This is a genomic window from Pantoea sp. Mb-10 (assembly GCF_021272205.1).
Taxonomy (GTDB): domain Bacteria; phylum Pseudomonadota; class Gammaproteobacteria; order Enterobacterales; family Enterobacteriaceae; genus Pantoea.
In genome coordinates this window covers 152,932-164,477 of record NZ_JAJSDX010000005.1, presented here as the reverse complement: position 1 = coordinate 164,477, position 11,546 = coordinate 152,932, and the positions used below count along the sequence as shown (strand labels likewise).

Here is an 11,546-nt window from a genome sequence, read left to right as displayed (position 1 = left end):
ACCTCGCTTACGTCATGAAAAACCGCCCCGAAGGGCGGCTGCGGGGATCAGTAACCCATGTTTTTCTTTTTATCGAGTTCAGCCTGCGCGTCGGCGGGCAGGAACAATTTCGATTCGGTTTTAATGATTTTTGGCGGAACAGTGCCGTCTTTCTTGAATTTTTCCAGCGCATCAAACGCCGGGCCGGCCATGTTTGGCGTCAGCTCGACGTTGGCATTGGCTTCGCCTGCCAGCATGGCTTTATAGATGTCCGGTACGCCATCAATGGAGCCGGTCAGGATATCTTTACCGGGTTTCAGGCCGGCCTCTTTAATGGCCTGAATGGCACCGATCGCCATGTCATCGTTGTGCGCATACACCATGCAGATGTTTTTGCCGTTGTTCTCCGCTTTGATAAAGCTTTCCATGACCTCTTTACCTTTGCTGCGGGTAAAGTCGCCAGATTGCGAGCGCACCACTTTGATGTTGTTATGGCCGCTGATGGCTTCAGCGAACCCTTTTTTACGATCGATGGCGACGCTGGCACCCACGGTGCCCTGCAGTTCCACCACGTTACAGGGTTTATTGCCGACGGTTTTCACCAGCCAGTCGCCGATGAGCTTACCTTCCAGCACGTTATCGGCGGTGATCACGGACATGTAGAGCGACTTGTCTTTCACCACAATGGCGCGATCCAGCAAGAAAACGGGGATCTTGGCGTCTTTGGCTTCTTCCAGCACCGGCTCCCATCCGGTTTGCACCACGGGCGCGATGAAGATGGCATCCACACCCTGCGCGATAAAGGAACGCACGGCTTTAATTTGGTTCTCCTGCTTCTGCTGACCATCGGCGATTTTCAGGGTAATACCGCGCTTTTGCGCTTCACTTTTCGCCACGTTGGTTTCTGCAGAGCGCCAGCCTGATTCCGAGCCTACCTGCGAGAAGCCCACCGTCATGTCTGCGGCGGAGGCCATACCGCTGAGCGCAGCGCTGACCATGGCGGTCAAGAGTAAACGTTTCCACATAGTTGTCATTCCTCTGAAGGGAGTGTGTTGTCGGGGTACAAACGCGGCTTAAGCTTGGCGTAAAAACGGGGAAACTAGCGCGACGCAGTTCACAATTCAGAGTGAATTAAAGGAGTTACATCAATAGGTTGCAGTAAATCACTTGTGCAATTATGGACAAAACGCCTGATGGCTTTTTCTACGCGCTATAAATAAAGTTAATAAACAGAATCGTTTATGATTGCCCTGCCTGGAAACGATTACAGCTATCGCGTAAAGAATGGTTACGGCGCTTCGCCACAGATAAAGGTGAATTTTGTGACGTCAGCCACACTTGCAAAAGCACGTCTTTCAAGGCGGCGTAGCAGGTAGCGTGAATAAGCATTAACCCAAACGCCTGAGCCCACGGTGCCGGGCGGCCTGCGCTGTTCCGCGTTGCGTGCCGCGCTTCGGCTCAACGTCGCGCAGGTTGATGCGGACTTGCGGGTGCCGGGCGCTGAGGAGGTAAAGTGACGAAAACAGTCGTTGCCGATGCCAATTGCGCACTTAATCTGATTTTACATTTTTTTGCGCACCCAATATGGACTCTGTCGGTGCGCTCCCTATACTTGGGCACTTCGACACCCTATATAATAAATGGCACTCATGACCGCGCTCGATTACCTGCTGAAATTCCGCAAAGTGAACAACCTTGAGAGTCTGGAAAAGCTCTACGATCACCTCAATTACTCACTCACCGATGACAGCGAGATCATTAATATGTACCGCGCAGCCGATCACCGTCGGGCAGAATTGGTTTCTGGAGGCCGCCTTTACGATCTGGGCTGCGTACCGAAATCTGTCTGGCACTATGTGATGTAAAGGAGAGTCCGTCGCGTTGCTTTGACGCTGTTCTCCGCAGGCGCGCCTTCCGCACGCTTTACCCACGCCCTTCTCTCCTGACTGGATGCATAAAATGAACGAATCGCTTACTCCGCCGCGCATTGCGGGCTGGTTGCTGCTGCCGCTCGCGTGGTTGATCATGACCATGCTAACCAGCGCGTTGGTGCTGGCGATGTATCTCAGCCCCCTGTTCGACGGCGCACTGCGTCAGACGCTGTTTACGCAGGGTGGTACCTTGCTGACGCAGTGGGCCATTTCGCTACTGACCGCAGCCGGCGTATGGCTTTACAGCCTGTGGGTATGCTGGATTTTCTGCCAGCGTTCGCGCCGCTTACCGCGCCATTTCACCCTGTGGCTGCTGATGACCGTCCTGTTGGCCCTGAAAACCTTTGCCTTTACCCCGGTTGCGGATGGCAAAGCGTTACAAACGCTGCTGCTGTCTCTGCTCGCAGCCGCGGTTTTTGTGCCCTATTTCAAGCGTTCACAGCGCGTAAAGCACACCTTTGTCCGTCCCTGATGCGCTTTTTTGTCAGCAATGTGGTCCTGAGTGCGGTTGACCCGGCGCCACTTTTTGTAAAGGTTGAGATGCATCTCTCATTTCCGGATAATAGTGGCCTTTTGGCTTCCCAGGTTAAAAAATGACCGACTATCTGCTTCTCTTTATTGGCACCGTGCTGGTAAACAACTTCGTGTTGGTGAAATTCCTCGGCCTCTGCCCGTTTATGGGCGTGTCAAAAAAACTGGAAACGGCCATTGGCATGGGACTTGCCACCACCTTTGTGATCACCCTTGCCGCCATTTGCGCGTGGCTGGTTAACCATTTAATTTTGGTGCCGCTCGACCTCGTCTATCTGCGCACCATGGCCTATATCCTGGTGATTGCGGTGGTGGTGCAGTTCACCGAGATGGTGGTGCGTAAAACCAGTCCGTCACTCTATCGCCTGTTAGGGATTTTCTTGCCGCTGATCACCACCAACTGCGCCGTGCTGGGCGTACCGCTGCTGAGCGTGAACCTCAATCATACGTTTCTGCAGGCCGCGCTGTACGGTTTCAGCGCCTCGCTGGGCTTTTCGCTGGTGATGGTGCTGTTTGCCGGCATGCGTGAACGTCTGGTGCTGGCCAATGTGCCGGCCCCCTTCAAGGGCAATTCTATTGCCTTGATCACCGCAGGATTAATGGCGCTGGCCTTTATGGGCTTTACCGGGCTGGTGAAATTCTGATGAGTGCGATTTGGATTGCTATCGCGGTATTGGCCGCGCTAAGCCTGGTATTTGGGGCGCTACTGGGATACGCCTCGCGGCGCTTCGCGGTGGAAGACGATCCGATTGTGGAGCAAATCGACGCCATTTTGCCGCAAAGCCAATGCGGACAGTGCGGCTATCCCGGCTGCCGTCCCTACGCCGATGCGGTGGGCAACAACGGCGAAGCCATTAACAAATGCGCCCCCGGCGGTGAACAGACCATGCTGAAACTGGCCGCGCTGCTGAACGTGGAGCCGCAGCCGCTGGACGGCGATCAGAGCGTGCTGGAACCGGTGCGCACCGTGGCATGGATTGATGAAGCCAACTGCATCGGGTGCACCAAGTGTATTCAGGCGTGTCCGGTTGATGCCATCGTGGGTGCGACCCGCGCCATGCATACCGTACTGAGCGATGTGTGCACCGGCTGCGATCTCTGCGTGGCGCCCTGCCCAACTGACTGCATTGAGATGCGTCCGGTGGCCACCACCACGGCCAACTGGAAGTGGGATCTCAACACCATTCCTGTAAGGGTGATCACGGTAGACAGCCATGCGTAATCTATTGAATCTCTTCCGCAAAGAGAAATTGTGGGATTTTCAGGGCGGCATTCATCCGCCTGAGATGAAAACCCAGTCCAACGGTACGCCGTTGAGCACGCTGCCGCTGCCTGAAAGATTGATTATTCCGCTCAAGCAGCATATCGGCCACGAAGGCGAACTCTGCGTATCGCCTGGCGATCGCGTCCTGCGCGGCGATCCCTTGACCTTTGGTCACGGGCGGATGCTGCCGGTGCATGCGCCAACGTCTGGCATCATTGAAGCCATCGCGCCGCACATGACGGCCCATCCCTCTGGCTTATCCGAACTGTGCGTGTTCTTGCGCGCCGACGGCGAAGACCGCTGGACCACACTGGATCCCCAGCCTGACTATCGCGCCCTTTCACGCGAAGAGGTGGTAAAGCGCATTCATGCTGCGGGCGTGGCCGGACTCGGCGGCGCCGGTTTCCCCACCTCTACGAAGCTGCGCGGCGGCCTGCGCGGCGTGAAGACGCTGATTATCAACGCCGCCGAGTGCGAACCCTATATCACCGCTGACGATCGTTTGATGCAGGACTGCGCTGCTGAAGTGCTGGAAGGCTGCCGTATTCTCGCCTGGGTGCTGCAGGCCGAGCGCGTGCTGATTGGCATCGAAGATAACAAGCCGCAGGCCATTGCGGCGCTGAAGCAAGCGCTGGGCGGCGATCGTGAGCTGCAGCTGCGCGTGATCCCCACCAAATATCCTTCAGGCGGCGCTAAGCAGCTGACTAAGATTCTGACCGGTCGCGAAGTGCCGCACGGCGGGCGCTCAACGGATATCGGCGTGCTGATGCAAAACGTCGGCACCGCGTGGGCGGTAAAACGTGCCATCGTCGACGGTGAGCCGATCACCGAGCGCGTGGTGACCCTTACCGGTGAGGCGATCGCCCAGCCGCGCAACGTCTGGGGACGACTCGGCACGCCCGTCAGTCACCTGCTGCGTCACGTGGGCTTCCGGCCCGGCAGCAAGCAGATGGTGATCATGGGCGGTCCACTGATGGGCTTTACCCTGCCCTCGCTGGATGTGCCGCTGGTGAAAATTTCCAACTGTATCCTGGCCCCGTCCGCTACAGAGATGGGACACGATCAGCAAGAACAATCGTGCATTCGCTGTAGCGCCTGTGCCGATGCCTGTCCCGCCAATTTGCTGCCGCAGCAGCTTTTCTGGTACAGCCAGGGCGGCGATCATGACAAAGCGCGCGCGCACAATATCGATGATTGTATTGAGTGCGGTGCCTGCGCCTACGTCTGCCCCAGCAACATTCCCTTGGTGCAGTACTACCGTCAGGAAAAAGCCGAGCTGCGCGCGATTGATTTAGAAGCGCGCCGCACGGCGGAAGCCAAAGCGCGCTTTGAGGCGCGCCAGGCCCGACTTGAACGGGAAAAACAGGCGCGTGAGGCGCGTCATGAGCACGCTAAGCAGCGTGTCGCAGGCAGCGCACGCGGCGAACTGGACGCGGCCACGGCGCGCGTGAAGGCGCGCGAGGCGAAAAGTGCCGAGCAGCAACTGGCTGAGCGCGAAGCGCGTCATGCTCAGGCGCTGGCACAGCAGGCTGTAAAGCAGGCAGAGACAGAACCCCTGAGCCGCCAATCCGGCGATCCGCGCAAAGCCGCCGTAGAAGCGGCCATTGCGCGCGCCAAAGCGAAAAAAGCAGCGGAAGTCTCGTCTGGGGCATCAACTGCCGCTGACGACGCGCCCGCCGCCGAGCAGGATCCGCGCAAGGCTGCCGTCGCAGCAGCCATTGCCCGCGCCAAAGCGAAGAAAGCAGCGGAAGCCTCGTCTCAGGCATCAACTGCCGCTGACGACGCGCCCGCCGCCGAGCAGGATCCGCGCAAGGCTGCTGTCGCAGCAGCCATTGCCCGCGCCAAAGCGAAAAAAGCAGCGGAAGCATCGTCTCAGGCAACCACTGCCGCTGACGACGCGCCCGCCGCCGAGCAGGATCCGCGCAAAGCCGCAGTAGAAGCGGCCATCGCCCGCGCCAAAGCGAAAAAAGCGGCGGCGGCGGCGTCTGAGGCAACGACTGCCGCTGACGACGCGCCCGCCGCCGAGCAGGATCCGCGCAAAGCCGCAGTAGAAGCGGCCATTGCCCGCGCTAAAGCGAAAAAAGCGGCGGCGGCGGCGTCTGAGGCAACGACTGCCGCTGACGACGCGCCCGCCGCCGAGCAGGATCCGCGCAAAGCCGCCGTCGCAGCAGCCATTGCCCGCGCCAAAGCGAAAAAAGCGGCAGCGGCTGCGGCGTCTGAGACGCCCGCCGAAACCGACGCAGCGTCCGCTGCTCAAGCGCAAGCCGAGGCGTCGTCTGACTCCGACGATCCCCGTAAAGCGGCCATCGCTGCCGCGATCGCCCGTGCCAAAGCGCGAAAAGCGCAGCAGCCGTTGAACACTGAGGAATAAATGGCTTTTCGTATCGCAAGTTCTCCTTATACCCATAATCGGCGCAGCACCGGCAACATCATGTTACTGGTGGTGGCTGCCGCGCTGCCCGGTATGGCGGCGCAGTGGTATTTCTTTGGCGTGGGCTTTTTAGTTCAGGTGCTGCTGGCGGTACTCACCGCCTGGCTAACCGAAGGCGCGATCCTGCGTCTGCGTAAAACGCCGGTGGTTCCTACCCTGGCCGATAATTCCGCCTTGCTCACGGCGCTGCTGCTGGGGATCAGCATCCCTCCTTTGGCGCCGTGGTGGCTGGTGGTGCTTGGCACCGTGTTCGCGATTGTCATCGCCAAACAGCTTTATGGCGGGCTAGGACAAAACCCCTTTAACCCGGCGATGGTCGGCTATGTGGTGCTGCTGATCTCCTTCCCGGTGCAGATGACTAGCTGGCTGCCGCCTGAATCCTTACAAACGGTCAAGATCGGCCTGTTAGACACGCTGAGCATGATCTTCACCCAGCACACCCTCAGCGGTGATACGCTCCAACAGCTGCAACTGGGGGTTGATGGCATCAGTCAGGCGACGCCGCTGGACAGCTTCAAAACCGGCCTGCGCGCCGGCCACAGTGCTGAACAGCTGCTGGCGCAGCCTATTTACAGCGGCGTTTTGGCAGGTCTGGGCTGGCAGTGGATTAATCTGGGCTATCTGCTGGGCGGTCTGCTGCTGCTGGCAAAAAACGCCATTCGCTGGCACATCCCGGTCAGCTTTTTGGTTTCGCTGGCGGTGTGCGCCACGCTGGGCTGGCTGTTCTCACCGCAGACGCTCAATACCCCGTTGATCCACCTCTTCTCCGGGGCCACGATGCTGGGCGCCTTTTTTATTGCCACCGACCCGGTTACCGCCTCGACCACCAATCGCGGCCGCCTTATCTATGGTGCACTGATTGGCGTACTGGTGTGGCTGATCCGCAGCTTCGGCGGCTATCCCGATGGCGTGGCGTTTGCCGTCCTGCTGGCCAACATTTGCGTGCCGCTGATTGACTACTACACGCAACCGCGCGTTTACGGCCATCGTAAGGAAGAAAAATGATCGATGCGATTCGTAAAAATGCGGTGACGCTGGCCGCCTTCGCGGTGATCACAACCGGCCTCACGGCGGTGGTGAACTCTGTAACCAAGCCGACCGTGGCGCACCAGACCCAATTGCAGCAGAAAGCGCTGCTCGATCAAGTGGTGCCGCCGGACATCTATGACAATAATATCCAGCAGGCGTGCTATCAGGTGACCAATGCCGCGTTGGGTAATGACAAACCGCATGCGCTTTATGTGGCGCGCAAAGCCGGGCAGCCGGTTGCAGCCGCGCTGGAAACCACCGCGCCCGATGGCTACTCAGGGGCGATACAGATGCTGGTGGGTGCCGATTTCCACGGTAAAGTGCTGGGCGTGCGCGTGGTAGAGCACCATGAAACGCCGGGCCTCGGCGATAAAATTGAGCTACGCGTTTCTGACTGGATTAAACGCTTCAGCGGCAAAGTGGTTCACGGATCCGATGACAAACAGTTTGCGGTAAAGAAAGATGGCGGCGACTTTGACCAATTTACCGGTGCCACCATTACCCCGCGTGCGGTCGTCAATGCCACCAAGCGCGCCACCCTGCTGATTGAAACGCTGCCAGCGAAGCTTGATTCGCTGCCTGAATGTGGAGAAACACCATGAGTGAAGCGAAGAACTTAGTAATTGGCGGTCTGTGGAAAAACAACTCGGCGCTGGTGCAGCTGCTGGGGCTGTGTCCGCTGCTGGCCGTGACCTCAACCGCCACCAATGCCCTTGGGCTTGGGCTGGCAACCACGCTGGTACTGACCATTACCAACAGCGCGATTTCGGCCTCGCGCCGCTGGGTGCCCAGCGAGATCCGTATTCCCATTTACGTGATGATCATCGCGTCGGTGGTGAGCTGCGTACAGATGCTGATCAACGCCTATGCCTACGGGCTGTATCAGTCGCTGGGCATTTTTATTCCGCTGATTGTCACCAACTGCATCGTGGTGGGCCGGGCAGAAGCCGTCGCCTCAAAGAGCAGCATTCCGCTCTCAGCGCTGGATGGCTTTGCCATCGGCATGGGGGCGACCTGCGCGATGGTCACGCTAGGTTCCATCCGCGAGCTGATCGGCAGCGGGACGCTCTTTAACGGTGCTGACCAGCTGCTGGGGCCGTGGGCCAAAGCGCTGCGCATTGAAGTGGTCCACTTCGATTCGCCCATGCTGCTGGCGATGCTGCCGCCGGGTGCGTTTATTGGCCTCGGCATGCTGCTGGCGGGTAAATATATGATTGACCAAAAAATGAAGCAGCGCGCCGCACAGCGTGCTGCGCAGCCCGCTTCTGCGTCGCAGGGCGAAACCGGACAAACCGTGTGAACAAAGAAAAGCGTTTAGCCATCCTCACGCGCCTGCGGGATAACAACCCGCACCCGACCACGGAACTCAATTTTACCTCGCCCTTTGAGTTGCTCATCGCGGTGCTGCTCTCGGCGCAGGCCACCGATGTCAGCGTGAACAAAGCCACGGCGAAACTTTACCCGGTAGCGAATACCCCCGCTTCCATGCTGGCGCTGGGGGTAGAGGGCGTCAAAGCGCACATCAAAACCATCGGTTTATTCAACAGCAAAGCGGAAAATGTCATCAAGACCTGCCGTATCCTGTTGGAGCAGCACGGCGGCGAAGTGCCAGAAGATCGCGCTGCGCTGGAAGCCTTACCGGGCGTAGGACGTAAAACCGCCAATGTGGTGCTGAATACGGCGTTTGGCTGGCCCACTATTGCCGTCGATACGCACATTTTTCGCGTTAGCAACCTACCCGCTTCGCGCCGGGTAAGAACGTGGAGGAAGTGGAGGAAAAATTGCTGAAAGTGGTTCCTGCCGCATTCAAAGTCGACTGCCACCACTGGTTGATTTTACACGGGCGCTACACGTGCATCGCGCGTAAGCCGCGCTGCGGATCTTGTTTGATTGAAGATCTCTGTGAGTATGACGCCAAAACCGACAGTTAGCGCTGTCCGACACGGGGTAACCGCCCAACCAAAGGCGTTAACGACTGCGGCTGTTTGCCGCAGGATACCAGGCGGTTAGCCATCGCCTCCTTTTCTGCTCTATCCCTTGTGCGTCAACGCCACGGTGCGTAGTACCGTCAATGCCCATGCGGGTGCGCGTCATTGCCTTCTTACCGCGAGCGCGCCTCCTGCTTCAGCATGGCCGCGTAAAGGCGATGGCGCCGTTGTCCCGTCGCATACCTGAATTTCTCTCTCCTTCCCCCGCAAAAGCGCGTTTTACCCATGCTATAGGCGATATCGCCTGAGAAAGTTTTTTTACGACGGTAATTTATTGGCATTAATGTGATACAGATCAACATATTAACCTTCGCATGGGGCAGGAGGCCGTTTTACGCCGCTTTTTGTCAGCCTTTTGGCTATTTATTGCACAACCTCCCAATGAAAACGGGCCAAATATCGCTGCTATAGCGAGATATGCTGATAAAGGGAGCACAAGCAGTTAATTTCAGGAAATTGCTTCCGGAGATTTCCAATTACGCGCTTTATCCTGATATACTTCTTAAGTGCAACATTAACCACTGACTTGAAACTTTTATACGCACTATTCACCCTACCTGATGCGATCCTGCCAGCGTGTAAAAAGTGCTTGCCCTGATGGCCTGATTCAGCCAAATTAGGCGCCGTTTTTCCTTTCTAATAACGATCTCGCGCGGAATACCCGGACCGACGCAGACTTAATTCCTGTCACAAAACAGGCTATGTATAAACTGAGGTACACGTGTCAACTGCAAACAAACACACTGACGAGGCAGTAAGCCTCAACGCCTTCAAGCAACCGAAAGCGTTTTATCTGATTTTCTCGATTGAGCTATGGGAACGCTTTGGTTTCTACGGCCTGCAGGCCATCATGGCCGTTTACCTGGTGAAACAGCTGGGTATGTCAGAAGCCGAGTCGATCACCCTGTTTACCTCGTTCAGCGCCTTGGTGTATGGCCTTGTGGCGATCGGCGGCTGGCTGGGCGACAAAGTTTTGGGCACCAAGCGCGTGATTGTGTTGGGCGTCATGGTGCTGGCACTGGGCTACGCGCTGATTGCCTTCTCCGGTCACAACACCCTGCTGGTATATGTGGGCATGGCGACCATCGCCGTGGGCAGCGGTTTGTTTAAAGCCAACCCGTCGTCGCTGCTTTCAACGTGCTATGAGAAAGATGACCCGCGTATCGACGGGGCATTCACCATGTTCTATATGTCGATCAACATCGGCTCGCTGTTCTCCATGATGCTGACGCCTTGGCTGGCAGCGCACTACGGCTGGAGTGCGGCATTCTCGCTCTCCGTGGTCGGCCTGGTGATTACCCTGCTGAACTTCCTGTTTTGCCAGCGCCTGGTGAAAAACTACGGCTCCAAACCGGATTTTGCCCCGCTGCAGGTGGGCAAACTGCTGATGACGCTGGTGGGCATTGTCGCGCTGGTGGCGCTGGCCACCTGGCTGCTGCACCATCAAAACATTGCGCGCATGACGCTGGGCGTGGTTGCCGTGGGTATCGTGCTGGTGTTTGCCAAAGAAGCGTTTGCCCTGCAGGGCGCGGCGCGGCGCAAGATGATCGTGGCCTTCCTGCTGATGCTGGAAGCGGTGGTGTTCTTTGTGCTGTACATGCAAATGCCGACCTCGCTCAACTTCTTTGCCATTCGCAACGTGGAACACGCTATCCTGGGCATCACCTTTGAGCCTGAACAGTTCCAGGCCCTGAATCCATTCTGGATTATGCTGGCCAGCCCGCTGCTGGCGGCAACTTACAATAAGCTGGGCGATAAGCTGCCGATGCCGCATAAATTTGCTTTCGGCATGGTGCTGTGCTCGGCCGCGTTCCTGGTGCTGCCTTTTGGCGCGCGCTTTGCCAATGAGGCCGGTATCGTCTCCGTTAACTGGCTGATTCTCAGCTACGCGCTGCAAAGCGTCGGTGAGCTGATGATCTCAGGCTTGGGTCTGGCGATGGTCGCGCAGCTGGTGCCACAGCGCCTGATGGGCTTTATCATGGGCTCATGGTTCCTGACCACGGCGGGCGCGGCGATGATCGCGGGTAAAGTGGCCAATTTGATGGCGGTGCCGGAAAACGTGACCGATCCACACGCTTCGCTGACCGTTTACAGTCACGTGTTCCAGCAGATTGGTATGGCGACCGGAGCGATTGCCCTGCTGATGCTGGTCACGGCGCCAGTGTTAAACCGCATGACGCAGGACGACGCCGCTGAAGCCGCGCTTAAGTCCACGCCGTAGGTTTTCCAGGCCGGGTTAATCCCGGCTTTTTTTTGCCTTCCTTTGCGCTTCCTGTTTCTCTCTGTGCCCTGCCTGATGCCCTATTACACCGACTAAAAGCCAATCACGCGGCTCGCGCACCTTGTCCGATCGCGGTCATGGGGTATTCTTTTGGCGTGGTTTAGGCTATGTA

General features: G+C 57.7%; 10 protein-coding genes and 1 pseudogene. 10 read left to right on the top strand and 1 reads right to left on the bottom strand.

The window, feature by feature from the left end:
• Positions 1–47: 47 nt before the first annotated feature.
• Positions 48–1,004 carry a galactofuranose ABC transporter, galactofuranose-binding protein YtfQ gene (gene ytfQ / locus LU196_RS12205; protein ID WP_232757568.1) on the bottom strand — a complete coding sequence of 319 codons (957 nt, stop codon included), beginning with the start codon at positions 1,002–1,004 and terminating at the stop codon, positions 48–50.
• Positions 1,005–1,628: 624 nt separating this feature from the next.
• On the opposite strand from ytfQ, the gene ydgT reads away from it, so the two are divergent.
• From ydgT to dtpA, 10 genes and pseudogenes are all read left to right on the top strand, one after another.
• Positions 1,629–1,844 (top strand): transcription modulator YdgT, encoded by a 216-nt coding sequence (ydgT, locus tag LU196_RS12200; protein WP_232757569.1) that lies wholly within the window; start codon positions 1,629–1,631, stop codon positions 1,842–1,844.
• Positions 1,845–1,938: 94 nt separating this feature from the next.
• Positions 1,939–2,382, top strand: coding sequence for a DUF2569 domain-containing protein (locus LU196_RS12195; RefSeq protein ID WP_232757570.1), 444 nt, complete (start codon positions 1,939–1,941; stop codon positions 2,380–2,382).
• A 121-nt stretch (positions 2,383–2,503) separates the two neighbouring features.
• Positions 2,504–3,085, top strand: a complete 582-nt coding sequence (gene rsxA / locus LU196_RS12190; RefSeq protein WP_007893776.1) for an electron transport complex subunit RsxA — start codon at positions 2,504–2,506, stop codon at positions 3,083–3,085.
• On the top strand, positions 3,085–3,663 hold the full coding sequence (gene rsxB / locus LU196_RS12185; RefSeq protein ID WP_232757571.1) for an electron transport complex subunit RsxB: 579 nt from the start codon (positions 3,085–3,087) through the stop codon (positions 3,661–3,663). Before rsxA ends, rsxB begins: the two co-directional genes overlap by 1 nt.
• Positions 3,656–6,076, top strand: coding sequence for an electron transport complex subunit RsxC (gene rsxC / locus LU196_RS12180; protein WP_232757572.1), 2,421 nt, complete (start codon positions 3,656–3,658; stop codon positions 6,074–6,076). The genes rsxB and rsxC overlap by 8 nt, the downstream gene beginning before the upstream one ends.
• Positions 6,077–7,141, top strand: a complete 1,065-nt coding sequence (rsxD, locus tag LU196_RS12175) for an electron transport complex subunit RsxD (protein WP_232757573.1) — start codon at positions 6,077–6,079, stop codon at positions 7,139–7,141.
• Positions 7,138–7,767 (top strand): electron transport complex subunit RsxG, encoded by a 630-nt coding sequence (gene rsxG, locus LU196_RS12170; RefSeq protein WP_232757574.1) that lies wholly within the window; start codon positions 7,138–7,140, stop codon positions 7,765–7,767. The genes rsxD and rsxG overlap by 4 nt, the downstream gene beginning before the upstream one ends.
• Positions 7,764–8,465, top strand: a complete 702-nt coding sequence (locus LU196_RS12165) for an electron transport complex subunit E (protein ID WP_232757575.1) — start codon at positions 7,764–7,766, stop codon at positions 8,463–8,465. The genes rsxG and LU196_RS12165 overlap by 4 nt, the downstream gene beginning before the upstream one ends.
• A pseudogene (gene nth, locus LU196_RS12160) lies at positions 8,462–9,096 on the top strand (endonuclease III). The gene LU196_RS12165 and the pseudogene nth overlap by 4 nt, the downstream one beginning before the upstream one ends.
• Before the next feature lie 778 nt (positions 9,097–9,874).
• Positions 9,875–11,374 carry a dipeptide/tripeptide permease DtpA gene (dtpA, locus tag LU196_RS12155; protein WP_232757576.1) on the top strand — a complete coding sequence of 500 codons (1,500 nt, stop codon included), beginning with the start codon at positions 9,875–9,877 and terminating at the stop codon, positions 11,372–11,374.
• Positions 11,375–11,546: the final 172 nt, after the last annotated feature.

Coding starts and splice junctions, on each gene's coding strand:
- ydgT (WP_232757569.1), top strand. CDS start 1,629: ATGACCGCGCTCGATTACCTGCTGAAATTCCGCAAAGTGAACAACCTT.
- rsxB (WP_232757571.1), top strand. CDS start 3,085: ATGAGTGCGATTTGGATTGCTATCGCGGTATTGGCCGCGCTAAGCCTG.
- rsxA (WP_007893776.1), top strand. CDS start 2,504: ATGACCGACTATCTGCTTCTCTTTATTGGCACCGTGCTGGTAAACAAC.
- rsxD (WP_232757573.1), top strand. CDS start 6,077: ATGGCTTTTCGTATCGCAAGTTCTCCTTATACCCATAATCGGCGCAGC.
- rsxC (WP_232757572.1), top strand. CDS start 3,656: ATGCGTAATCTATTGAATCTCTTCCGCAAAGAGAAATTGTGGGATTTT.
- rsxG (WP_232757574.1), top strand. CDS start 7,138: ATGATCGATGCGATTCGTAAAAATGCGGTGACGCTGGCCGCCTTCGCG.
- LU196_RS12165 (WP_232757575.1), top strand. CDS start 7,764: ATGAGTGAAGCGAAGAACTTAGTAATTGGCGGTCTGTGGAAAAACAAC.
- ytfQ (WP_232757568.1), bottom strand. CDS start 1,004: ATGTGGAAACGTTTACTCTTGACCGCCATGGTCAGCGCTGCGCTCAGC.
- LU196_RS12195 (WP_232757570.1), top strand. CDS start 1,939: ATGAACGAATCGCTTACTCCGCCGCGCATTGCGGGCTGGTTGCTGCTG.